Here is a 23,158-nt window from a genome sequence, read left to right as displayed (position 1 = left end):
TGCGCATATTTCGTTCCACATAATTTTCTGAAGACTCTTTTCGTAAATTAAACATGACAAATTTTTGAGGTGTTATTTTCTCAGAAAAGCCTTATTTTTTGTGCCAAAGAGAAAGAACTATACTGATATTTACTCACACAAAACTTAGAAGACCCTTATCTTTTTGCTCAATATAAATTATATACGGTAATTTGAGCAATTCTTTTTTATTCAGCATTAAAATTATTTGCCCGGCAGAAGTACTAACAACGTTCAGGACATCATTCATAAAAGTACAGGAATCGTTTGCATCCAGGTGCAAACAAACATTAAAGGGATAAATCCCCACTCAAAACGTTAGCGGGTTTATATCATAACATCGCGAACTCCATCGAACATCGTCTAAACTTTCTCCCAAAAAATATTGAAGGAGGAAACGATGAAAAATCGAAGAGAAATTGCTTTACTTCCTTTTTTGCTCTTTTTTTGGACAGACATTCTCGTCCCCCCGATAACCATTTTTACCTTGTTTCGTAAATATATTGTGGTTATTATTCATTTTATGAAAATAATAGCGGGGATCGATATCGGTTCAACAACCACAAAAGTTGTGTTACTGCGCGAACAAACGATCATTGGGTCAAAAACGTCCTCAACAGGAACGAATTGCAAGAAAACGGTAAAACTCCTGCTCCATGAAATGCTCGAAGATTATGATCTATGTGAGGATGAAATCCAATACACAGTGACCACAGGATATGGCCGAAGGATAGTACCAGGGGATGAAATTATTACCGAAATTACGGCAAATGCGAAAGCAGCGATATGGCTCATGCGCGAGAAGGCAAACGTAAGAACCATAATTAATATAGGCGGACAGGACTGCAAGGTCATTGCACTTGATGAACGTGGCATCATGACAGATTTTGCGATGAACGACAAATGCGCCGCCGGGACAGGCAGGTTTTTAGAGGTTATGAGTCGTATCCTCGAAGTTGAACTGGATGAGTTGGGTATATTGTCGGAAAGAGCAGAAAACATTCCCCATATAAATAGTTTATGTACCGTCTTTGGCGAATCTGAGGTTATTTCGCTCCTCTCTCAGGGAAGAACGGTGGAGGATATTATTGCCGGCATTCACAAATCTATCGCCAAACGGGTAGGTGCTATGGTAAAAAAAATCGGTGTTAAAGACGCGGTATTCTTCGATGGTGGCCCTGCGTTCAACACCGGATTGAAAAGCGCATTAGAACGGGAATTGGAAACAGAAATTTATGTTCCTTCTGATCCACAGATCACAACTGCCCTTGGTGCTGCTATAGTTGCTTATGAGAACTATACAAAGAATCTATCAAAAGATTATTGCAAACAAAGAACGTTGCATCATACTGAATAAGAAACACGATTATTAATTTCTGACAAACACCAAGGTTTATCAGACAATATTACACCGCTACCCTCTACGTTTTTTTAAAAGCCTTTCTTCATATTTTATGATCGTGTCTTCTTGTTCCAGAGTTTCAACAGATCCCGGTCTTTTCCGACGCACCTCGGTCACAGCCTTTTGCGCACTATAGCCCTTACTTACAAGATAACAAGCTAACATCGTTCCAGTCCTTCCAATCCCGGCATCGCAATGTACAACGGTCTTTTTCTTGGAAGATGTCAGACTATTTATAAAAGCTACAAATTCATCAATTTGCCCTTGTGTTGGCGATGTGAGGTCAACTACAGGAATGTGTTTATACTCAAAGCCAAATTCTTCTATGAACGTTTTATGCAGTGGCAATTCGGTTAATGATACAATCGCCTCAATCCCATTGTCCTTTAGGAATTCAAGATCTGACACTAAGGATATGGGCCTTGCCATTCCTGCTATTTCACCTTCTATAACCCAACTAAAATTTCTTGGTATCTGCATCGTTGACAAAATAATAAAGCATTTCCTGGACAAGTTCCAAAGGTAAACCAACCGCATTTGAGTAGCTACCATCTATTTTTTCAACAAAATTTTTTCCTTCTCCCTGAATAGCATATGCTCCCGCCTTATCCATTGGTTCCCCAGAATCGACATACGCTTCTATTTCTTTTTCCGGGATATGTCTCATTGTAATACGCGTTCGTTCGTTTCGCAATAATTTCTTTTTTGAAGGTATATCTATCATGCACACCCCTGTAAAAATACTGTGTTCGGATTTACTCAGCAAAGAAAGGATTTTTTTGGCTTCAAGTGCATCTTTTGGTTTGCTAATAATATTATTGTTGTGATACACTACTGTATCTGCACCTACAATGATTGCGTTATTCACTTTTCCAGCAACATTATTTGCCTTTAGGAATGCCAGGTTCCGGACCAATTCCTCCGGAAACGCACTATCAGGAATACATTCATCTATGCTATGCGGTACAATATCAAAATGGTATCCAAGCATCTTTAACAAATCAATCCGTCTTGATGAGCCTGAAGCAAGGATTAAACGTTTCTTTGTCGTAGTTTCCATTTGGCAAAAAAACCCTTCTACTATGCTACAATAGTAGAAGGGTAAGCAAGAAAAGAATCAATTCCTTCAAAGTTTTTTCAACTAAACCGGAGTAACTGCTGGTTTAACTTCTTCAACAGGTTGAATTTCACCAAGACCATCGACCAACTCAAAGACCACGCGCGACGCATTATCATTAAGCCGTCGTCCTAGCAATCGTAATTTTCTGTCTCTGCCTTCCATTCTATATTCAAGTTCTGGTATTTTGCCAACATTATTCCCAGACAATACCCCCAGTCGAGTCCCTGACAATTTCAATATCCTCGTATAGCCACCGTTCCGATTAACAAATCGTTGAGCAATACCACCGGTTTCACGCCATAGACCTTCTCCTAACAACTTCCTTGCAACATCGGCATTTCTCAACCGTGCCAAAATCTGACGATAACAATGTACGTAACCGGGCTTATCACTTTCTTTTTTTAATAACCCTTTTTTCGCAATGGTAATGAGCTTTTCAGCAAAAGACTTTGTCTCCTTTGCTTTTTCCAATGTCGTAACAATCCTTCCGTATGTAAAAAGGCTATTCGTTATATTCTGTCTTAATGCCTTTCTATGTGCAGCAGTTCTTGATAAATGTCTTCCTCTCATTCTGTGTCTCATGGGATCATCCTTTCCCCTTTTCCATTTGTTTGATTGCTATAGGCATTCCAATCGTTAGGTTTAATTGTGCCAGCTTCGTCTTTACCTCTCTGAGAGTAGTTTTGCCAAAATTCTTTATCCCTAAAAGTTGATCTTCTGTCTTTGCAACGAGATCTCCAACCGTTACTATTCCTGATATTTCAAGGCAATTGGAAGCTCTAACCGACAAATCCAGCTCTGAAATATGTATACACATTTTTTTTGTCAGCTCTTCTTCAGATATCTCAGGAACAGATTCAATACCCATTCGTTTTTCTACTTGTTGCAACTCCCTGCCAATCTCAAAGTATTGAACGAAAGGATTCAGGTGTTTTCTCATAATTTTTGCAGCTTCAACCATGGCCATTTCAGGGGAAACAACGCTATTTGTCCATATCTCCATAACAAGTTTATCATAATTTGTACGCCTGCCAACACGTGTTTCCTCAATAGAGTAACGAACATTTCTCACAGGTGAAAAAATTGAATCTACCGCAACGAGGCCAAATTCCTGCTCTTCCAGCTCATTTTCTTCAGCAGTCACATACCCGCGGCCTTTCTTCACTTCCATTTCCACATTAAATTTTACATCGTCAGAAAGGGTCGCTATATGCAAATCCCCATTAATTATTTCTACGCTGGGATCGGCCACAATATCCTTTGCTTTTATCTCACCCTTTTTTCTTGCTTCAATTTTTATGACTTTGGGTTGATCGGTATTCAGTTTTACTACAAGATTTTTAATATTCAACATTATATCAGTCACATCTTCTACAATACCAGGAATACTGGTAAATTCATGACTAATCCCATCCATTCTGACTGCTACAACCGCACTGCCTTCCAATGACGAAAGCATAATCCTCCGTAAACTATTACCTATAGAGTGGCCAAAGCCACGCTCAAAAGGAGCCGCTATAAACTTCCCATAGGCATTGGTTAAAGTCTCTCTTTCCACATCAACACGAACGGGAAGTTCAAGACCTCTCCATCTTATTCGCATATTTTTCCCCCAAATTCAGTTAATAAGGGATCTGAAAATAAATTTATTTATCTGGACGTGTATTTTTCCACATCTAAGACAGACAAACGTCATGAAGTTGTTTTAAACCACTTGCTGGTTTTACATTTGCGAAATGATTAAACGAGCCAAATAAAATTATTTAGAACACAGCTCAACAATTAACTGTTCTTGTGCAGGAACTGAAATATCTTCTCGCGTAGGAAGCTGTGTTACCAACCCCTCCAATAAATCTACTCTCAGTTGCATCCAAGCGGGGACATTTCGACCTTTCACCATTTCTAGATTTGTTTTAACAATATTTTGAGTTATCTCCCCACTCCTAGGTTTTATAATATCACCCATTTTCACAAGGTAAGAAGCGATATCAACCTTTTTATTATTCACCATAATATGACCATGCAGAACAAACTGTCTGGCGCTTTTTCTTGAAGGGGCAAAAGAAAGGAGATGCACAACATTATCCAATCTTCTTTCTAACATCATCAATAGATTTTCTCCCGTATTTCCTTTTTGTCGTTCTGCCTTTTTAAAATAATTCTTAAATTGTCTCTCTAATATTCCGTAATAACGTTTGACCTTTTGCTTCTCCCTAAATTGAATACCATATTTTGATAATTTCCCCTTCCCCCACGTAAATTGTCCGGGCGGGTACTTACGCTTCGTAATTGCACATTTCACTGTATCACAACGTATTCCTTTCAGGAATAGCTTTTCACCTTCCCGCCGACACAATCTACATTGCGGACCTACATATCTTGCCATATTAATCCTTTCCCGAATCTATTATAACTTATTTACACCCTGCGTTTTTTTCTTGGCCGACAACCATTGTGCGGAAGCGGAGTAACATCTTCAATTGCCTTTATACTCAAACCAGCAGCCTGAAGCGCCGTAATGGCGGACTCACGGCCTGGGCCAGGACCTTTAACCCTGATTTCTATTTCCTGAATACCACACTTCTGTGCTTTATCTGCTGCATTAGATGCAGCCTTCTGGGCGGCAAAGGGAGTACTTTTTCGTGATCCCTTAAAGCCCACTGTACCTGCACTTGCCCAACATATCGTCTCTCCGTTAACATCTGAAATCGTCACATACGTATTATTAAACGTTGCCTTAATGTTTGCAATTGCCCGCGTAATATTCCGTCTTATCTTTTTTTTGATTCCGTTTGACATAATATTTCCCGCCCCAAACTAAAAAAATAAATTTTAGGATTCCTCAGAATAAAAATAATTTGTCTGAGTCATATCAGCTTCATGAAAATAATCTTTTAAAACGAACTTTGTATGAAACATTTTGTCTAATTTGTCATATCCATCCATACTGAGTTTCATATTGCCCTTTTTTTTTTCGTGCTATGATCATTAAATTTTTTGGAGTATCTTTTGGAGAAGCGACCTCAACAAGTTTTACAAAATAGCCTGCTCCCACCAGAAACTTTGACCTTAATGCCGTAGTTAAAATATCAGCGAAACGATACCGCAATAACCCAAATTCTGTTATTTCAATCAAAGGGTGCCCCTTTTTTAAGCGGCTTCTTATTTGATTCTCGCAACACGGAACTACGATTATATATTTTGCACCCAGTTTAATACCTTTGGCAATTGTCTCATCAGTTGCGGTATCGCATGCATGTAAAGCGATTACCATATCAACAGGTTTTTCAGGAAACACCTCAATAATTTTGGCACGAATAAATTGCATATTTTTAAAGCCAAGACCATCCCTAATCTGTTCACATTTTTCTAATAAGACAGGATTTATATCCACTCCATAAAAAAAAGTTTTAAAAAAATATTGTTTTGAAAGAATATTGTTTAAAGCAAATGATAAATAGGATTTTCCGCATGAACAGTCGAGAAACACTAGTTCTTTATTTTGTGAGTATGTTTCAACGATCCGTAGTATCTGTTCACAAAAACCGACTACTTCATTGAACTTTTTAAAATCACGACCGTCTTCCCTCTTTCCTATATCCAACGCTAACATCTTTAACAATTCTTTACAGGATATTAATTCTTCTGCAATATTTTTTTTAGTACTAATACAATTTGTCACAGAATGAACCATATTAAGTTTAAAAAATTTCCACCATTATCCTAGCTCTTTTACACCTTTTTTTCCTGCAACAGTTTTTTTACGACCCTTTCTTGTACGTGCATTTGTTTTCGTTCTCTGTCCTCGCACCGGCAGACCTACTTTATGCCGTATTCCACGGTAACAGTTGATACTTTTCAATCGTGAAATGTTTTGCATTTCCTGCCTGCGCAATTGACCTTCAACCGTAAAGTTCTTTTCAATATAAGCATTCAACATGCTCAATTGATCCTCATGCAGATTTTTTGCACGTATGTTTTCGTCGATATTCAGCTCTTTTAATATATTCAGCGATAAAGCCTTTCCAATACCATATGCATAGGTAAGCGCAACAACAATTCTTTTCTCTGAGGGAATGTCAATTCCGGCAATTCTCGGCATTTACTTATTCCTTTCTCATGTTATACAAATCAATTACCCCTGTCGCTGTTTGTGACGGGGGTTTACACAAATTACGCGAACAACATTTTTCCTTCTCACAATCTTACAATTCTCACAAATACGTTTTACGGAAGCCCTTACTTTCATAATAACGCCTCTTTTAGACCAACTAAATTTATCTTAAACTTGCCTATAAATAATTCTACCTTTATCAAGATCATAAGGTGACATTTCAATCGTCACCTTATCACCTGGCAATATCTTGATAAAATGCATTCTCATTTTTCCTGAAACATGCGCCAACACTTTATGTCCATTCTGTAATTCCACCCAGAACATAGCGTTGGGAAGTGCCTCTCTTACTGTTGCTTCTATGCGAATAGGCTCTTCTTTTGACATATACAATTAAAAACTAAAAATTTATTAAAAAGTTAAAATATCTGCGTTATCGTCAGTTACTACAATGGTATGCTCAAAATGCGCAGATAATTTCCTATCTTTCGTTACTACTGTCCATTTATTGCTTAACACCTCTGTGTCACATCTACCCAAACAAATCATGGGTTCTATTGCAATAGTCATCCCCTGTGCAAGAACTTCGTCTGCTTCCAACAAAGCTTTGCTCACAAAATTTGGTACTTGTGGGTCCTCATGCATGCATCTGCCAATTCCGTGTCCCGTATAATTCCTCACAACAGAATAGCCATTCCCTTCCACATAGTCTTGAATAGTCTTTGAAATCAGGGAAAGCTTTTTATTTGGCTTTATAACCTTGATTGCCAAATGAAGTGATTTCTCACAAACATCAATTAGTTGTCTTGCTTCGCTACTAACAGGGCCTATCGGTATGGTCACTGCAGCATCCGCTACATACTTCCTATAACCAACGCCTATATCGATGCTTAGTATGTCTCCGTTTTTTAATCGTCTCTGTCCCGGTATACCATGTACAACCTCCTCATTTACTGATGTACAAATACTCTTTGGAAATCCACGGTAGCCCTTAAATATTGGTATGCCACCTTTGCTTAAAATGTATTTTTCAATTTCTGTATTAAGATAATCTGTTGTTATATCTTCCTTAGCTATTTCTTTAGCCAATCTGAGGGCTTCTGCTGTAATCTTTCCCGCAATTCTCATCAACTCAATTTCACGGGGGGATTTCAGAACTATCAATTACACTACCCCGAGATTAACGAAAGATGCACTTTTAGAAGCATTATCGATGACTTTCAAAATATTTTCTGTTATTGATTCAACGTTTGATTCTGATTCAATCTCTTTTAATATTCCATTCTTTTTATAATAATTAATCAAATCTTCCGTCTGTTCATGGTAGACTTTTATCCTCTCTAATACTGTTTCAAGCTTATCATCTGTACGTTGATATAACTTTCCACCGCATTTATCACAAATCCCGTCTTCCAAAGAAGGAACGTATTTTATATGATAATTCGCACCACAGGTAGCACAGATTCTTCTCCCTGATAATCTAAGGACTATGCTTTCTTTAGAAATAGCGAAATAAAAGACCATATCCAATTTATTACCAAGATTCTTTAACATCTCATCCAAAACGATTGCTTGGGAAAGGGTTCTAGGAAAACCGTCCAGAATAAAACCGTTTTTACAATCGTTCTTCACAATGCGCTCCCGGATAATGTCAACTACAATTTTATCAGGAACTAATTGCCCTTTATTTATGTGCTGTTGGGCCTTTCTACCAGTTTCAGTGCCATTTTCAACAGCCTCTCTTAAAAGATTTCCTGAAGAAATATGTGACAGTTTTTTTTCTCTGCTCAGGGTTTCAGCCTGTGTACCTTTCCCAGCGCCTGGGGGACCAAGAAAAACAATCCTCATCCCATTCTTCCTCTAATCCTACTTCCACCATTCAGGAAACCACTATATTGCCTCATAATCATATGAGATTCTATTCTTTGTACCATATCCAATGCCACACCCACAATAATTAGTAAACCGGTACCACCATAAAAACCAGCTATAGCCCGATTAAGTTCAAAGCCGCCTGCCACAAGTTTTGGCAAAATTGCAATCAGAGCCAAGAAAGCTGCTCCAGCCAAAGTAATTTTTCCCATTATACCTTCCAAATATTCTGCCGTTCTATGTCCAGGCCGTATTCCTGGAATAAAACTTCCGTAGTCTTTCATGTTATTCGACATTTCTTTAGGATTAAACTGTATTGCTGTCCAAAAATAAAAAAAAAACGTTATAAGCAATACGTAAAGTATAACATAAACAACACCACCTTGCAAAACATCTGAAAGACGGGAAGTAATCCAATAGGATAAACTACCAGGCTCTAATCTCACTTGTATTCCCTGCATAATAGCCGCTGGAAAAATCAACAAGGATTGCGCAAATATGATGGGCATCACACCTGCCTGATTCACACGAAGAGGTAAAAAATGCCTTTGCCCACCATACACTTTTCTACCGCGCGTATGTTTAGCCTGCTGGACCGGTATTCGTCTTTGCCCCTGCGTAATGTATACAACCCCGCCAACTATGGTAAGAAACATACCTAAAAGTATGATTAATTTAACTATTCCGATTTGATGTTCAGCCGGAGTAACAGAAAAGGTGAAACTTTGCATTACTTGAGAAAAAGCCCACGGTAAACGATCTATAATACCAACCATAATTACAATTGAAATCCCACTTCCGATACCGTGCTCTTCGATTTGCTCTCCGATCCACATAAGCGTCATTGTACCAGTTGTTAAAAGAAGCGCAGCCATCATCTGAAAACCGATCCCCTGAATGTAGACAGGAATGACAGGCATTCCGTTAAACTCAACGGTATACAGAGTTCTGGTCATCACAAATGCCTGAAAAAGGCATAGCCCAACTGTAGCCAGCCTGGTATATTGATTAATTTTTTTTCTTCCGACCTCACCCTCTTTCTGCAGTCTCTCCAAGTAGGGCACGACACCAACCAATAGCTGAAAAATAATGGAAGCACTGATATATGGCATAACCCCAAGACCAAATATCGCTCCTGAAGTCAGGGCACCTCCAGCAAACATATCGACAAGTCCCAATAACTGGCCAACACCTGTTTGGGTAAACTGATGAAAGTATGATTTTAATACCGTAGTATCAATTCCTGGAATTGGTATATAAACACCAACACGACACAAAGCGATAAGTCCGAGAGTTATAAGCACTTTCTTGCGTAATTCCGGTATTCGAAAAATATTGCCAAATTGTTCTATCATAGCACAGTCTTTGCTTCTCCTCCAGCGGTCAGAATCTTTTCCTTTGCAACTTTACTAAATTTATGCGCTATTACGGTCAATGGATTTTTTATTTCACCATCACCAAGCACTTTTATACCATCTAATATCTTTTTAATTATTCCAGCATCCTTTAATTTTTCTGCATTTACCGTTGTTCCTTTATCAAAATGCGAAATATCTTTTATGTTGACTATCGCATAATTTTTTTTGAAAGGATTATTGAATCCTCGTTTTGGAAGACGACGAAAGAGCGGTGTCTGCCCTCCTTCGAACTGAATTTTTGTCTCATTACCCGATCGTGCCGTAGCTCCTTTCCCCCCCCTGCACGACGTTTTTCCCATACCAGACCCTCTTCCTCGCCCAACCCTTTTTCTCCGTTTTCTTTCAAAAGGCAAAGCCTTTATATCCATAAAATTCATTCTATCTTCACCCCCCTCAGCACTCCGACTTCTTCCTTTGTTCGTAAGGCTTTTAATCCCATCAAAGTTGCCTTGACCACATTGAGGGGATTTCTTTTTCCATAACATTTTGACAGGATATTCTTTATTCCTACAGATTCGAGAACTGCCCGCGCTGAAGCCCCTGCCTTTATACCTGTACCTGGCGATGCCGGTTTTAAAAATACATTTGCCGACTTAAACCTTCCCCAGATTACATGAGGTATCGTATCACCTCTTAATGGGATTTTGACCATTTGTTTTTTTGCCTCTTTAACTGCTTTGTTTACAGCATTAGGCACTTCTCTCGCTTTTCCAAATCCAATCCCAACACTCCCCTTTTTATCACCAACAACCACAAGAGCACTAAAACTCATCGATTTCCCGCCCTTTGTTACCGTGGTACACCGGTTAATCCTTACAACAGTTTCTTCCAAGTTCTTTGGTTCTTCCAAACGCGCCAAATCAATCTCCTTGTATGAATCAGCTTTTTAAAAACTCAAACTATGCTTTCTTGCACTTTCTGCTAAGGCCTTTATCCTGCCGTGATATTTAGATCCACCCTTATCAAATACAACTTTAGTAATGCCTTTTTTCTTCGCCTCTTCCGCAATTTTTTTTCCTACGATTTCGGCAGCTTTCACATTTCCCCCATAAGGAATCTGTGCTCGGATGTCAGGAGATTGTGTAGATGCGGCCGCCAGCGTTCGCCCTTCCATATCATTTATGATTTGACAATAAATATTTTTTAATGTTTTACAAACACTTAAACGAGGCCGCTCCGTTGTACCAAATACTTTCATTCTGAGTCTAAGATGACGCCTCGTTCTTTTACGTAATTTTTCTTTAATATTATTCATAATGAACCTCCTTAAAATAGCTACGCTGCACCTGACGTGAATGCCTTTCCGGCCTTTCTTCTGATAACTTCACGCTCATATTTGATCCCCATCCCTTTGTATGGCTCCGGTGGTTTTTTGCCTCTTATCACCGCAGAAAATTGTCCGACCATTTGTTTATCTGCACCAGAAACCGTAAGCTTTGCAGGGTTTGTAGGATTCGTAATGTCAACTTTAATTCCTTGCGGAATTGCCAAGTGGACCGGATGGGTATATCCAAGTGATAACAGCAGCTCTTTACCCTGGACTTTAGCATTGTATCCGAGACCAACAATTTCCAGATTTTTAGAAAACCCCTTGGTAACACCCACTACCATATTTGCAATCAGTGCGCGGGTTAAACCATGCAAGGCCTTTTGATATTTTTCATCTAAGGATCTTTTCACTGCAATTTGTCTGTTTTGTTGATCATACTCAATTTTAATATCAGGATGATATGAATGACTCAACTTTCCTTTTGGTCCTTCAAGATTGATCGTGTTCGCTGCTAAAGAAACTTTTGCCTCGTTTGGTACTTTAACAGGTTGTTTTCCAATCCTCGACATACTTTATACCTCAATTTTTACAGAGCTAATTACGATACTATACCAATAAGTTCACCACCGATGTTAAGCTTCCTGCATTCCTTATCACCTACAACACCTTTTGAAGTAGAGTAAATCGCAACACCGATCCCTCCACAAATCTTGCCTATTTCGTCCGTTTTTTTGTAAATCCTCCGGCTCGATTTACTCACGCGCTCAATTTTATTTATAATCTGTTGCTTTAACGGACCATACTTAAGATAAACCCTAACAAGACTTCCCTCACCTTCGTTTGGCACCTCTTTAAATTCTTTGATAAAGCCCTCTTCTCTTAATATTTTTAAAACAGACAACTTCATTTTTGATAAAGGGATGTCTACGCTTTCGCGTTTAATTGCATTTGCATTTCTGATTCGCGTAAACATATCAGAGATAGGATCTGTCATACTCATTATTCTTTTCCTTTACTGTGTAGAGATCTTTTCATTCTTATCAGTATCAAAATTTATTCTACCAACTGGCTTTCTTTACTCCAGGAATCTCCCCCTTTGAGGCGAGTTTTCTAAAGCAAAGTCTGCAGATCTGAAATCTGCGAAAATACGCCCTGCGTCGTCCACATAACTTACATCTGTTATATTGTCTCGTTTTAAATTTTGGCTCTTTTTTTGACTTTTCAATTAGACATTTTCTTGCCATTCATACTCCCTATTCTGCCTTAAAAGGCATCCCCAATAATTTCAATAGTGCGCAAGATTGTTCATTCGAATTGCCAGTAATAACTATGGTAACATCCATCCCCTGAACAAATTCAACAGATTCAATTGTTATTTCAGGAAATACAATCTGCTCTGTGAGTCCAACTGTATAGTTACCACGTCCATCAAACGATTTTAATGATAGTCCACGAAAATCTCTGATTCTTGGTAATACAATACTAATTAAACGATCTAAAAATTCATACATTCTTCTGCCACGAAGCGTTACCTTACATCCGATAGCCTGATCTTTTCTAAGTTTGAAACCGGAAACAGCCTTTTTCGCTTTTGTGATAAGAGGCTTCTGACCGGTAATAATCGTAAGATGTTTTGTCGCTTCTTCGATAAGTTTTTTATTTTCTGTAGCTCTACCCACCCCCATATTAACAACTATCTTTTGAATTTTCGGTACAGATATTTTGTTTTTATACTGAAATTTTTCAATGAGTTGAGGTACCACTTGTTGTCTATATTTTTCTATCAATCTCGTCATATATTTTAAATCCTAAAACTTCATTCAGCCGTTATAATTTCTGCACCACAATATGCACACGTACGAAACTTTACACCATTTTCCAGTATTTTTTTCTTTGTTCGCACTCCCTTATTGTTTTTTTTACAATTTTTATTCTGACACACCGGCAGCACGTTTGAGATAGCTATTGAGGCTTCTTTTTGTATTCTTCCTCCTTGCGGATTCACTTGACTTGGTTTTGTATGTTTATAAACTAAATTTACTCCTTTTATCATTACCCGTTTTTTATCCGTTAATATTTTTATTATTTTCCCCGTTTTGCCAGCTTCGTTACCAGCCATTACCGCAACAAAATCATTCATGCGAACGTGCATAATTCTCTCCAGAAATTTGTTATTACATTTTCTATCCTTAATCGGTTTACACTACTTCAGCAGCCAGAGATATAATCTTCATAAAATTTTTTTGTCTAAGTTCTCTAGCAACAGCACCAAAAATACGGGTTCCTTTAGGATTACCATCATTGTCAATGATAACTATGGCATTCTTATCAAATTTCAAATACGACCCATCATCTCTGCGAATGTTCTTTTTAGTTCTGACAACAACACCTTTCACGACTTCGCCCTTTTTTACAACCCCTTCAGGAATTGCCTTCTTAACCGCTGCAACAATTACGTCACCAACTGTTGCGTACTTTCGGCTTGTCCCGCCAAGTACCTTAATACACGTAGCCCTTTTGGCACCACTATTATCAGCAATCTCAAGCTTTGTTTGTTCCATTATCATTCTGAAACTCCACTTCTTTTTAACGTTTAGCTTTTTCGATGATGCGAACCAATTGTGTAGTTTTTGTTTTACTCAGCGGCCTAGTTTCGATAATTTCTACTTTATCACCAACTCGCGCCTGTTTGTTCTCGTCATGGGTTTTGTATATGGTAGACCTTTTTATATATTTACCATATTTCGCATGCTTTATAAGACACGCTACTTCTACAACGATTGTTTTCTGCATCTTATCACCAATTACCATTCCTATTACCCTTTTTCTCCTGCCCCGTACATTTCCTGACCTCATCTCTTATCGGCTCCTTGAACCTGCGATATGGAATTAATACCCAATGTCATCTCTCTAAGTACCGTATTCAATCGTGCAATATTTTTTTTGATTTCCTTTCTTTGGGCAGAGTCCCTTGTTTCACCAGACAACCATTGAAACTGTATGTTTAACAATTCACGCCTGCTAGCATCAATTTCATTCATAAGCTCCTGCCTAGACTTGCTTCTCATTTCATCAACTTTCAAAGTACTCTTCTCCTTTGAACAAGCCTTACTTTAATAGGCATTTTATGAGCTATCCTGTTAAACGTTTGTCTTGCCATCTCTTCATTTATCCCGCTTATTTCATACAGCATTGTACCAGGCTTTACAACGGCAACCCAAAATTCAGGTTCACCTTTTCCTTTACCCATACGGGTTTCTATTGGTTTCGACGAAACAGATTTATGTGGAAATACTCTTATCGTCAATTTACTCTCTCTTAGAAGAGACTGCGATGCGGATACCCTACCTGCCTCGAGCTGTTGTGCAGTTATCCAACCTGGCTCCAGAGATTGTAAACCAAACTCCCCAAAAGCAACCGTATTACACCTAGTAGCATTCCCTTTAATTTTCTGCCTTTGCGACTTCCTGTACTTCACCCTCTTTGGCATCAGGCGCATGTCTTTTCTCCTTCTCGGAACTTACCAAACCTTTATAAATCCACACCTTCACTCCAATGACTCCGTATGTGGTTTTTGCTTCGGCAAAACCATAATCAACATCTGCCCGCAACGTATGTAACGGAACACTTCCAAAGGACATTTTTTCAGTTCTGGCAATTTCTGCCCCTCCCAACCTGCCTGCAACCTGCATTTTTATTCCTCTTGCACCAGCATCTACTGACGCATCCATTGCCTTTTTCATCGTCCTCCTAAATGCTGCCCGTTTTTCTAATTGTTCTGCTATATTCTCCGCAACCAGCTGAGCATACAGCTCAGGTTTTGTTATTTCTTTTATTTTTATGACAACTTCACGTCCTATTAATTTCTGTATTTCTTCTTTCAGTTTATCAACCTCTGCACCTTTCCTGCCAATAATCAAGCCAGGACGCGCTGTGTGCAGGGTTACTTTTGCATCCTGCCGAGTTCTTTCGATTGCTATACATGGAATACCAGCAAATCCATAACTTTTTTTAATAATTTTTCGTATCTTTTGGTCTTCGACAAGTAAAGTGCCAAAATCTTTTTTTTCTGCATACCAAAGGGATTTCCACCCTTGAGTAATTCCTAAGCGTAAACCAATTGGGCTAACTTTTTGACCCATCTCGTCTCCTTACTTATTCCATAATATGAGTGTTCTTTTTTTCAGATAATACGACCGTGATATGACTGGTACGTTTTAATATTCTCGCTGACATACCACGAGGTCGTGGGCGTTGCCCTTTTCTTGTCGGTCCGGCATCGATAAGAGCCTGCGCCACATAAAGTGAATCAATGTCAACATCTAAACTCTCATTAGCAGCAGCTATTGCAGCCCTTATTACTTTGTCAATCATATAGGACGATCGTTTATGCGTTATTCGCAAAATCCTTAATGCATCGTTTACAGATTTCCCGCGGACAAGATCGATTACATACCTTGCTTTTCTGGGAGAAATCCTTGCATATCTATAGCTTGATCTGAATTCCATTATTAGAAGACCTTTCCTTGCGACATTTAAATAAGAATCAACACCAACGCATTACCCATGAGGAGTTTCTTTTTTCTTCACACCACCATGCGCCCTGAAAATTCTTGTTTGTGCAAATTCACCAAGTTTGTGACCTACCATGTCATCGGTAACAAATAGTTTCTGAAAAATTTTACCGTTGTGAATCATAAATGTATGAGATACAAATTCCGGTGCAATCGTGCAACTTCTCGACCATGTCTTTAACGGTTCACTGCTACCGGATTCTTTCTGTCTGAGCACCTTTTTCATTAATTTTTCATCAAGATACGGCCCTTTTTTAACTGAACGACTCATATCATCTCCTGCAAAGTAGCGTAAATTTAACCATTAGAGATTACCCCTTGCACCTATTCTTCTTCTCCGAATAATAAACTTATTACTCAACGCCTTCTTTTTTCTTGTCTTCCCGCCTTTTGCCAATAATCCCGTTTTGGAACACGGATGTCTTCCGCCACCACTCCTACCTTCTCCGCCACCCAACGGATGCGATACCGGATTTTGAGCAACCCCTCTCACATGAGGCCTTCTTCCTTTCCATCTCTTTCTACCAGCTTTTCCCAAACGAATATTTAAATGCTCAACATTTCCAATCTTTCCTATCGTAGCTCGGCAGCCGAAAAAAACTTTTCTCACTTCTCCGGATGGGAGCACAATGTGTGCGTAATTTCCTTCCTTAGCCATCAGCTTTGCCGTTCCGCCAGCAGAACGAACCAACTGCCCTCCCTGCCCAATGCGCATTTCTATGTTATGAATTTCCAAACCTAAAGGGATATTTTTGAGAGGCATACAATTGCCAACTTCTGGCTCGACTTTCTCACCTGACATTAATGTCTGCCCGACACGTAAATTATCCGGCGCAAGTATGTATCGTTTTTCACCATCTGAATAATGCAAAAGAGCAATGCGTGCAGACCTGTTAGGATCATATTCAATACCTGCGACTTTTGCAGGAATATTATCTTTTTTTCGTTTAAAATCGATTATTCTGTAATGACGCCTACTTCCACCGCCAATATGCGCTGCCGTTATTTTGCCTTCGGTGTTTCTACCGCCTGTCTTTTTTTTTTGTTCTAATAATGATTTTTCTGGCCTTGCTTTGGTAATTTCTGAAAAATCAGAAACACTCGCAAACCGTCTACCCGCTGTTACTGGCTTATAATAAATAATACCCATAAACATCAATTCCTTTTATTTGAATTTAGCCGGTCACTAATAGCCAAGATCTATACTATTCCCTTCCTTTAGAGTGACGATAGCTTTCTTATAATTTTTTGTTCGCCCAATTTTAAATCTCACCCTTCTTTGCTTGCCTTTTTTAATTAAGGTTCTTACATCTTCAACCTTAACATTAAAAAAAATTTCGATTGCATGCTTTATCTGAATTTTATTTGCCTTTAAATCGACTTCAAAATGATAAGAATTTGTCGCCTCACCATCTGCAACACTCTTTTCAGTGCGTAAAGGCCTTTTAATAATATGATATGCATCCATTTTCGTAAGTAAACTCCTATTGTATTTTATCTAAAGCATCACGCATTATCAGTATTTTTTTCGGCTTAAGAACTTCATATGCATTCAAGGCTGAACTCGTCATAACTTTTACATAAGGAATATTCCGAGCCGATTTCCAAATCACTTCATTCGCTTGCGGTATAACAATTAAACAACTTGTACCATAGATACCAAGAGCTTTTAATGTAGTAGCCATTTCTTTAGTCTTCGGCACAACCAACTTGAAATCATCCACCACAATCAGTTCATTATCCCGCGCACGTACTGCTATAGCAGAATATAGCGCAGACTTCTTTGCCTTTTTTGTAATTGTAAAAGAATAATCCCGCGGTTTAGGGCCGAACACAATCCCGCCACCCTTCCAAAGAGGAGAACGAATACTGCCTGCCCTTGCCCTACCAGTATGTTTTTGAACCCACGGTTTCTTACCTCCGCCCGCTACCTCAGCCTTTGTTTTTGTCGATGCGTTTCCTTGTCTCTTATTTGCTTCGTACATTATGATGGCATCGCGCAACAACGTCGTACGAATAGGTGTACCAAATTTTTTTTTGTCGAGTTGTACACAATCAATCTTTTCTCCCTGTTTACTATATACCGGTATTTCCATGATTTTTATTTACTGACCTTCTCCACTCTTGCCTTATTTAATATAAGATAACTTCCTTTATGTCCAGGTACAGCACCTTTAAGAAACAATAGACTTCTATTAGCATCTATTTTAACCACATCAATATTTTTTATCGTTACACGTTCTCCACCAAGCCTTCCTGCCATTTTCTTTCCTCGCATCACTCTTCCCGGATCGGTATTAGAACCGATTGAACCTGGCGGACGATGTCTTGTCGATCCATGAGTATTAAGACCACCCTTAAAATTCCATCTTTTCATAACGCCGGCATATCCCTTTCCTTTCGTCACGCCAATCACATCAACCATTTTAACGTCTTGAAATATATCCACCGTAATGCTTTGTCCTATTTTAAGCTCCGCACCCAACTCAGGTTTTATTTCACGAATAAATCTTTTTGGTTCTAAAGATAATTTCGATACATGCCCGATCTCTGGCCTTGTCGCACTTTTCTTTTTTTTATCATCGAATCCTATTTGAATCGCAGAGTATCCGTCATTTTCGAGCGTTTTAATTTGTATTACACTGCATGGCCCAGCCTGAATCAGGGTAACCGGTAGCAACTTACCTTCGTCTGTATAGATCTGCGTCATACCTATTTTCTTACCAAGAAAACCGTGTAGCATTCTTATCCACCTCAACCTGTTAAATTTATGCTTTTATCTTAATCTCAATACCAGCCGGCATGTTTATTTTATTCAGCGCATCCATTGTTTTTGCCGTGGGCTCGAAAATATCGATTAATCTTTTATGTGTACGAATTTCAAACTGTTCTCTGGATTTTTTATCAACATGTGGCGATCTCAGCACCGTATATCGTTCAATACGCGTGGGCAAAGGAACAGGGCCAAATACCTTTGCGCCAGTGCGCTTTGCTGTTTCCACGACCTCCAAAGATGATTGATCTAATATTCTATGATCATATGCTTCCATGCGAATTCTTATTTTCTGATCCAGCACTATAACACTCCGATAAACAAAACAATAAAACCAAATTACAAAAAAGTACTATGTTATCACGCAATTTACCAAAGTCAACATCAAAAAGATATTTATTCAATAATTTTAGTAACGACACCTGCGCCGACAGTCTTTCCACCTTCCCGAATGGCAAACCGCAGCCCCTCATCCATCGCCACCGCCGTCAACAACTCCACATTTACCTTCACATTGTCTCCAGGCATCACCATCTCAGCACCCCCCGTCAAACTCACCACTCCCGTCACATCCGTTGTTCTAAAATAAAACTGCGGCCGGTACCCGTTAAAGAACGGCGTGTGCCTTCCCCCCTCTTCCTTCGTCAAAATATACGCTTCTGCCTCATACTTCTTATGCGGCGTTATACTCCCAGGCTTCGACAACACCTGACCACGCTCCAAATCCTCCTTCTCCACACCTCTCAGCAATACCCCTAAATTGTCACCAGCCTGCCCCTCATCCAACGTCTTGTTAAACATCTCAACCCCTGTCACTATCGACTTCTTCACATCGGGCTTGATCCCCACTATCTCCACCTCATCCCCAACTTTCACACGACCCCTCTCCACCCTACCAGTTCCTACCGTCCCACGACCCTTAATACTAAATACATCTTCCACAGACATCAAAAACGGCTTGTCTATCTCTCTCACAGGATCAGGGATATACGCATCCACCGCATCCATCAGCTTCAACACCGGACCACAATTCGCGCACGACGCACTTCCACACCCACACTCATTCGCCTTGAGCGCAGAACCCCTTACCACAGGGATCTCATCCCCAGGAAAATTATACTTACTCAACAACTCCCGTACCTCCAACTCCACCAAATCCAGCAACTCCTTATCCTCCAGCATATCCACCTTGTTCATGAATACCACAATCCGCGGCACCCCAACCTGCCTTGCCAAAAGTATATGCTCCCGCGTCTGTGGCATCGGCCCATCTGGCGCACTCACCACCAATATCGCACCATCCATCTGCGCCGCCCCCGTTATCATGTTCTTCACATAATCCGCATGACCAGGACAATCCACATGCGCATAATGCCTCTTCTGCGTCTCATACTCCACATGGGATATCGCTATAGTTATTCCCCGCTCCCTCTCCTCCGGCGCCTTGTCGATCGAATCGTACGGCCTCTCCTTCGCTAACCCCTGCTTCGCCAATACATGCGTGATCACCGCTGTCAACGTCGTCTTCCCATGATCCACATGCCCTATCGTCCCTACGTTCACATGCGGCTTCGTTCGCTTAAATACCTCTTTACCCATCGTTTAAACCTCCGATTGTTTTGAAAATGCATTATGCTACACTACTGAATACCTTAGCAGGCGCTGGTCTGTATTCTAATGGTTCCATAGTAAACGTACCTCTACCCTGCGTAATAGACCGTAACACGGTCGAGTACCCAAACATTTCCGCAAGAGGAACATCACCCTTGATAATTCTTAAATTCCCTCGTGAGCCCATCTCATTTATACTAGCCCTGCGACTGTGGATCTCGCTTATAACGTCTCCCATATACTGCTCGGGAACGGCAATTTCCAATGACATGATTGGTTCCAACAATATCGATTTTGCCATTTCCACTCCTTTTCGCAACGCAATACTGGCAGCGGTATAAAATGCTAAATCAGACGAGTCTACCGGATGCGTCGAACCGTCTGTCAAGGTAACTTTAATATCTATTAATGGATAGCCGCCAGCTACACCAGTTGCAGCAGTCTCCCTGATTCCCTTTTCCACTGATCGTATATATTGCTTAGGGATTTTCCCTCCTACAATTGCGTCTTCAAATTCCACCGCTTCTTCGCCCTTAAAAGGTTCCAAGGTAATCCAAACATGCCCATACTGCCCGTGCCCCCCTGTCTGCTGTATGAATTTACCCTCAACCTCAACCTTCTTCCCAATAGTTTCTCGATACGATACTTTTGGTGCCCCTACATTAGCGTCCACCTTATATTCACTAAGCATTCTGTTTTTAATTACTTCCAAATGCAATTCTCCCATTCCGGAAATGATCATTTGTCCAGTCTCTTGATCCATACGAACTTTGAATGTTGGATCTTCTTTTGCTAGCTTTGACAAAACAACCCCCAGTTTTTCTTTTTCTGCATCCGTTTTTGGTTCAATTGCCATGGAAATCACCGTATCTGGAAACTCGATTTTTTCAAGAACGATCGGATTGTCTGCATCACACAGGGTATCACCAGTAACCGTATACTTTAAGCCAATTACCGCCCCGATGTCACCTGCTGAAAGCATCTCTACCTGTTCTCTGGTATTTGCATGCATTTTATAAATACGACTGATCAATTCCTTCTTATCTTTACCAGAATTTATTACCCGTGCACCGGCATTTATCTTTCCCGAATAAACCCGGATAAATGTCAAATCACCATGTTTATCGGATGCGATCTTAAAAGCTAGGGCACTAAAGGGTTCTGCAGGAAGTGGTTTTCTTGATATTTCTTCGTCCGTATCAGGATTCGTACCAACAATTGATTTCCGATCAAGCGGAGACGGTAGATATTCGCAAACAGCATCCAGAAGCGGTTGGATCCCTTTTTTCTTAAAAGCAGAGCCACACATAACTGGTACAAACTTCAAACTGATCGTTCCTTCCCTGATGGCTTTTTTAATTTCTTCATTCGTTATCGTTTCGCCATTTAAAAATTTTTCCGTTAACCAGTCAATTTGTTCTGCCAATCCCTCAATCATTTTCTCGCGTTGTGCAACAGCTTTATCCTTATATTCTTCCGGAATTTCTTCAACAGAAAAATTCACTCCCAGTTTATCAACATCATCTGAATAGACCATGGCCTTCATATTTACCAAATCAATAACACCCTTGAAGCCTTGCTCTCTTCCTAAAGGCAATTGAATGGGAATTGCTTTCATTCCCAACCGCTCGTTAATCTCACCAACCACTTTATCAAAATCCGCACCAACACGGTCCATTTTATTCACAAAACAAATTCGTGGCACATCGTATCTGTCGGCTTGACGCCAAACTGTCTCTGACTGGGCTTCAACCCCGCCTACCCCGCAAAAAACACAAATAGCCCCATCAAGAACACGAAGTGATCGTTCAACTTCTATAGTAAAATCCACGTGGCCTGGTGTGTCTATTAAATTAATATGATAATCATTCCACGAACAGGTAGTTGCCGCTGCAGTAATCGTAATCCCGCGTTTCTGTTCCTCTTCCATCCAGTCCATTGTTGCGGTACCTTCGTGGACTTCACCCATTTTGTATGATTTACCTGTATAATAAAGAATGCGTTCCGAAGTTGTTGTTTTACCGGCATCGATATGTGCGGCGATGCCAAAATTTCTCATTTTTTCAATATTCATAAATTACACTTCCTGTGCTAATCACTAAAATTTTGACCAAGCAAAATGTGCAAAGGCCTTATTGGCTTCAGCCATTTTGTGCGTATTTTCTCTTTGCGTTATTGCCAATCCTTGTTTTTTATATGCATCTAACAATTCATCTGCCAATCGTTGAAACATAGGACGGCCTTTTTTTCCTTTTGCAGCGTCGATAATCCAACGGAGGGCAAGCGATTGCTGTCTTTGTTTTGGCACTTCTACCGGTACCTGATAGGTTGCTCCACCCACACGTTTTGAACGAACTTCCACTAATGGCTTTACATTATTCACTGCAGTTTCGAATATTTCCAATGGTTCAACATCGGTAATCTTTTTTTCAATCACTATCATTGCCCCATAGAACACTTTTTCGGCAACGCTTTTTTTACCTTTTCTCATAAGAGAATTAATAAATTTAGAGACCATTTTACTTTTATACTTTACATCTGGTAGTAAATATACCTCTGTACTTCTATATGCAAGCGCCATACGTTACTTTCTCCTTGATGAAAACTTATTTGGGCGTCTTTGTCCCATATTTAGACCGAGACCGTCGCCTACCGTCAACACCTGCGCAATCTAACGTCCCACGGATGATATGATATTTAACGCCAGGAAGGTCACGAACACGCCCCCCCCTTACCAATACAATAGAATGCTCTTGCAAATTATGTCCCTCGCCGGGAATATAGGCAGTTATTTCCCGCCCGTTTGATAGCCTGACTCTGGCTACTTTTCGCAATGCAGAATTTGGTTTTTTGGGCGTTCTTGTCATCACCTGAAGACAGACTCCCTTTTTATGAGAGCACTTTTGCAAATCAGGGCTCTTACTCTTATTTTCAACTTTCTTTCTTCCATTTCTGATCAATTGATTTATCGTCGGCATATATCCTC

At 39.8% G+C, this 23,158-nt stretch carries 38 protein-coding genes; 1 reads left to right on the top strand and 37 read right to left on the bottom strand.

Annotated elements, in window-relative coordinates; genetic code table 11:
- The first annotated feature begins 418 nt into the window (after window positions 1–418).
- Entirely contained in the window at window positions 419–1,375 is a 957-nt protein-coding gene (locus tag BIY37_RS04135) for an acyl-CoA dehydratase activase (protein ID WP_201789384.1), read from the top strand.
- 57 nt (window positions 1,376–1,432) lie between these two features.
- Here BIY37_RS04135 and BIY37_RS04130 read toward each other — a convergent pair whose 3' ends face one another.
- The 37 genes from BIY37_RS04130 to rpsL all read right to left on the bottom strand — a co-directional run bounded on the left by BIY37_RS04130 (window position 1,433) and on the right by rpsL (window position 23,150).
- Window positions 1,433–1,900, bottom strand: a complete 468-nt coding sequence (locus BIY37_RS04130) for a dual specificity protein phosphatase 23 (RefSeq protein WP_230402431.1) — start codon at window positions 1,898–1,900, stop codon at window positions 1,433–1,435.
- Window positions 1,878–2,480, bottom strand: a complete 603-nt coding sequence (locus tag BIY37_RS04125) for a Maf family protein (protein ID WP_070066567.1) — start codon at window positions 2,478–2,480, stop codon at window positions 1,878–1,880. The genes BIY37_RS04130 and BIY37_RS04125 overlap by 23 nt, the downstream gene beginning before the upstream one ends.
- A gap of 81 nt (window positions 2,481–2,561) precedes the next feature.
- The gene (gene rplQ / locus BIY37_RS04120; RefSeq protein ID WP_080324839.1) at window positions 2,562–3,122 is read right to left on the bottom strand and encodes a 50S ribosomal protein L17; all 561 of its coding nucleotides are present in this window, start codon (window positions 3,120–3,122) and stop codon (window positions 2,562–2,564) included.
- Window positions 3,123–3,126: 4 nt separating this feature from the next.
- On the bottom strand, window positions 3,127–4,143 hold the full coding sequence (locus tag BIY37_RS04115; RefSeq protein WP_070066565.1) for a DNA-directed RNA polymerase subunit alpha: 1,017 nt from the start codon (window positions 4,141–4,143) through the stop codon (window positions 3,127–3,129).
- Window positions 4,144–4,299: 156 nt separating this feature from the next.
- Entirely contained in the window at window positions 4,300–4,926 is a 627-nt protein-coding gene (gene rpsD / locus BIY37_RS04110) for a 30S ribosomal protein S4 (RefSeq protein ID WP_070066564.1), read from the bottom strand.
- Window positions 4,927–4,958: 32 nt separating this feature from the next.
- Window positions 4,959–5,339 carry a 30S ribosomal protein S11 gene (gene rpsK, locus BIY37_RS04105; protein ID WP_070066563.1) on the bottom strand — a complete coding sequence of 127 codons (381 nt, stop codon included), beginning with the start codon at window positions 5,337–5,339 and terminating at the stop codon, window positions 4,959–4,961.
- Window positions 5,340–5,472: 133 nt separating this feature from the next.
- Window positions 5,473–6,222, bottom strand: coding sequence for a class I SAM-dependent methyltransferase (locus BIY37_RS04100; protein WP_179129277.1), 750 nt, complete (start codon window positions 6,220–6,222; stop codon window positions 5,473–5,475).
- A 36-nt stretch (window positions 6,223–6,258) separates the two neighbouring features.
- Window positions 6,259–6,642, bottom strand: coding sequence for a 30S ribosomal protein S13 (gene rpsM, locus BIY37_RS04095; RefSeq protein ID WP_070066561.1), 384 nt, complete (start codon window positions 6,640–6,642; stop codon window positions 6,259–6,261).
- Between the two features lie 33 nt (window positions 6,643–6,675).
- On the bottom strand, window positions 6,676–6,789 hold the full coding sequence (gene rpmJ / locus BIY37_RS04090; RefSeq protein ID WP_080324838.1) for a 50S ribosomal protein L36: 114 nt from the start codon (window positions 6,787–6,789) through the stop codon (window positions 6,676–6,678).
- Window positions 6,790–6,822: 33 nt separating this feature from the next.
- A complete protein-coding gene (infA, locus tag BIY37_RS04085; protein WP_070066560.1) occupies window positions 6,823–7,041 on the bottom strand; it encodes a translation initiation factor IF-1 in 219 nt (72 codons plus the stop codon).
- 24 nt (window positions 7,042–7,065) lie between these two features.
- Complete coding sequence (map, locus tag BIY37_RS04080; protein ID WP_070066559.1) at window positions 7,066–7,818, bottom strand: type I methionyl aminopeptidase; 753 nt, start codon at window positions 7,816–7,818, stop codon at window positions 7,066–7,068.
- On the bottom strand, window positions 7,819–8,502 hold the full coding sequence (locus BIY37_RS04075; RefSeq protein WP_070066558.1) for an adenylate kinase: 684 nt from the start codon (window positions 8,500–8,502) through the stop codon (window positions 7,819–7,821). It lies immediately after the preceding gene.
- Window positions 8,499–9,881: a preprotein translocase subunit SecY gene (gene secY, locus BIY37_RS04070; RefSeq protein ID WP_070066557.1), complete on the bottom strand. Its 1,383-nt coding sequence runs from the start codon at window positions 9,879–9,881 to the stop codon at window positions 8,499–8,501. Before secY ends, BIY37_RS04075 begins: the two co-directional genes overlap by 4 nt.
- On the bottom strand, window positions 9,878–10,321 hold the full coding sequence (gene rplO, locus BIY37_RS04065; RefSeq protein WP_070066556.1) for a 50S ribosomal protein L15: 444 nt from the start codon (window positions 10,319–10,321) through the stop codon (window positions 9,878–9,880). The genes secY and rplO overlap by 4 nt, the downstream gene beginning before the upstream one ends.
- On the bottom strand, window positions 10,318–10,803 hold the full coding sequence (rpsE, locus tag BIY37_RS04060) for a 30S ribosomal protein S5 (RefSeq protein ID WP_070066555.1): 486 nt from the start codon (window positions 10,801–10,803) through the stop codon (window positions 10,318–10,320). The genes rplO and rpsE overlap by 4 nt, the downstream gene beginning before the upstream one ends.
- A gap of 27 nt (window positions 10,804–10,830) precedes the next feature.
- The gene (gene rplR, locus BIY37_RS04055) at window positions 10,831–11,199 is read right to left on the bottom strand and encodes a 50S ribosomal protein L18 (protein WP_070066554.1); all 369 of its coding nucleotides are present in this window, start codon (window positions 11,197–11,199) and stop codon (window positions 10,831–10,833) included.
- A 20-nt stretch (window positions 11,200–11,219) separates the two neighbouring features.
- Entirely contained in the window at window positions 11,220–11,783 is a 564-nt protein-coding gene (gene rplF / locus BIY37_RS04050; protein WP_070066553.1) for a 50S ribosomal protein L6, read from the bottom strand.
- Between the two features lie 29 nt (window positions 11,784–11,812).
- On the bottom strand, window positions 11,813–12,214 hold the full coding sequence (rpsH, locus tag BIY37_RS04045; RefSeq protein ID WP_070066552.1) for a 30S ribosomal protein S8: 402 nt from the start codon (window positions 12,212–12,214) through the stop codon (window positions 11,813–11,815).
- A gap of 58 nt (window positions 12,215–12,272) precedes the next feature.
- Window positions 12,273–12,458, bottom strand: coding sequence for a type Z 30S ribosomal protein S14 (locus tag BIY37_RS04040; RefSeq protein WP_080324837.1), 186 nt, complete (start codon window positions 12,456–12,458; stop codon window positions 12,273–12,275).
- 9 nt (window positions 12,459–12,467) lie between these two features.
- Window positions 12,468–13,010 carry a 50S ribosomal protein L5 gene (rplE, locus tag BIY37_RS04035; protein ID WP_070066551.1) on the bottom strand — a complete coding sequence of 181 codons (543 nt, stop codon included), beginning with the start codon at window positions 13,008–13,010 and terminating at the stop codon, window positions 12,468–12,470.
- 20 nt (window positions 13,011–13,030) lie between these two features.
- A complete protein-coding gene (gene rplX, locus BIY37_RS04030) occupies window positions 13,031–13,366 on the bottom strand; it encodes a 50S ribosomal protein L24 (protein ID WP_070066550.1) in 336 nt (111 codons plus the stop codon).
- A gap of 46 nt (window positions 13,367–13,412) precedes the next feature.
- Window positions 13,413–13,781, bottom strand: coding sequence for a 50S ribosomal protein L14 (gene rplN, locus BIY37_RS04025; RefSeq protein WP_070066549.1), 369 nt, complete (start codon window positions 13,779–13,781; stop codon window positions 13,413–13,415).
- A 19-nt stretch (window positions 13,782–13,800) separates the two neighbouring features.
- Entirely contained in the window at window positions 13,801–14,070 is a 270-nt protein-coding gene (gene rpsQ / locus BIY37_RS04020; protein ID WP_070066548.1) for a 30S ribosomal protein S17, read from the bottom strand.
- A complete protein-coding gene (gene rpmC, locus BIY37_RS04015; protein ID WP_070066547.1) occupies window positions 14,067–14,297 on the bottom strand; it encodes a 50S ribosomal protein L29 in 231 nt (76 codons plus the stop codon). The genes rpsQ and rpmC overlap by 4 nt, the downstream gene beginning before the upstream one ends.
- Window positions 14,294–14,713 (bottom strand): 50S ribosomal protein L16, encoded by a 420-nt coding sequence (rplP, locus tag BIY37_RS04010; RefSeq protein ID WP_070066546.1) that lies wholly within the window; start codon window positions 14,711–14,713, stop codon window positions 14,294–14,296. Before rplP ends, rpmC begins: the two co-directional genes overlap by 4 nt.
- Window positions 14,658–15,356 carry a 30S ribosomal protein S3 gene (gene rpsC / locus BIY37_RS04005; RefSeq protein ID WP_070066545.1) on the bottom strand — a complete coding sequence of 233 codons (699 nt, stop codon included), beginning with the start codon at window positions 15,354–15,356 and terminating at the stop codon, window positions 14,658–14,660. Before rpsC ends, rplP begins: the two co-directional genes overlap by 56 nt.
- 13 nt (window positions 15,357–15,369) lie before the next feature.
- Window positions 15,370–15,723 (bottom strand): 50S ribosomal protein L22, encoded by a 354-nt coding sequence (gene rplV / locus BIY37_RS04000; RefSeq protein WP_070066544.1) that lies wholly within the window; start codon window positions 15,721–15,723, stop codon window positions 15,370–15,372.
- A gap of 51 nt (window positions 15,724–15,774) precedes the next feature.
- Window positions 15,775–16,059: a 30S ribosomal protein S19 gene (rpsS, locus tag BIY37_RS03995; RefSeq protein WP_070066543.1), complete on the bottom strand. Its 285-nt coding sequence runs from the start codon at window positions 16,057–16,059 to the stop codon at window positions 15,775–15,777.
- 33 nt (window positions 16,060–16,092) lie between these two features.
- Window positions 16,093–16,938, bottom strand: a complete 846-nt coding sequence (rplB, locus tag BIY37_RS03990; protein ID WP_070066542.1) for a 50S ribosomal protein L2 — start codon at window positions 16,936–16,938, stop codon at window positions 16,093–16,095.
- Window positions 16,939–16,974: 36 nt separating this feature from the next.
- Window positions 16,975–17,256 (bottom strand): 50S ribosomal protein L23, encoded by a 282-nt coding sequence (gene rplW, locus BIY37_RS03985; RefSeq protein ID WP_070066541.1) that lies wholly within the window; start codon window positions 17,254–17,256, stop codon window positions 16,975–16,977.
- A gap of 16 nt (window positions 17,257–17,272) precedes the next feature.
- Window positions 17,273–17,884 carry a 50S ribosomal protein L4 gene (gene rplD, locus BIY37_RS03980; RefSeq protein WP_080324836.1) on the bottom strand — a complete coding sequence of 204 codons (612 nt, stop codon included), beginning with the start codon at window positions 17,882–17,884 and terminating at the stop codon, window positions 17,273–17,275.
- A gap of 5 nt (window positions 17,885–17,889) precedes the next feature.
- Window positions 17,890–18,531 carry a 50S ribosomal protein L3 gene (gene rplC / locus BIY37_RS03975; protein WP_070066539.1) on the bottom strand — a complete coding sequence of 214 codons (642 nt, stop codon included), beginning with the start codon at window positions 18,529–18,531 and terminating at the stop codon, window positions 17,890–17,892.
- Between the two features lie 25 nt (window positions 18,532–18,556).
- Window positions 18,557–18,868 carry a 30S ribosomal protein S10 gene (rpsJ, locus tag BIY37_RS03970; protein WP_080324835.1) on the bottom strand — a complete coding sequence of 104 codons (312 nt, stop codon included), beginning with the start codon at window positions 18,866–18,868 and terminating at the stop codon, window positions 18,557–18,559.
- An 89-nt stretch (window positions 18,869–18,957) separates the two neighbouring features.
- Entirely contained in the window at window positions 18,958–20,160 is a 1,203-nt protein-coding gene (tuf, locus tag BIY37_RS03965; RefSeq protein ID WP_070066529.1) for an elongation factor Tu, read from the bottom strand.
- Window positions 20,161–20,191: 31 nt separating this feature from the next.
- Window positions 20,192–22,246 carry an elongation factor G gene (gene fusA, locus BIY37_RS03960; RefSeq protein WP_070066538.1) on the bottom strand — a complete coding sequence of 685 codons (2,055 nt, stop codon included), beginning with the start codon at window positions 22,244–22,246 and terminating at the stop codon, window positions 20,192–20,194.
- 24 nt (window positions 22,247–22,270) lie between these two features.
- Window positions 22,271–22,753, bottom strand: a complete 483-nt coding sequence (rpsG, locus tag BIY37_RS03955) for a 30S ribosomal protein S7 (RefSeq protein ID WP_070066537.1) — start codon at window positions 22,751–22,753, stop codon at window positions 22,271–22,273.
- 25 nt (window positions 22,754–22,778) lie between these two features.
- Window positions 22,779–23,150, bottom strand: a complete 372-nt coding sequence (gene rpsL / locus BIY37_RS03950; RefSeq protein WP_070066587.1) for a 30S ribosomal protein S12 — start codon at window positions 23,148–23,150, stop codon at window positions 22,779–22,781.
- Between the last annotated feature and the right edge of the window lie 8 nt (window positions 23,151–23,158).

Origin of the sequence: Candidatus Brocadia sapporoensis (genome assembly GCF_001753675.2) — a bacterium.
Lineage (GTDB): Bacteria > Planctomycetota > Brocadiia > Brocadiales > Brocadiaceae > Brocadia > Brocadia sapporoensis.
The sequence above is the reverse complement of the archived record's forward strand: the minus strand, read 5'-3'. Positions and strand labels throughout refer to the sequence as shown.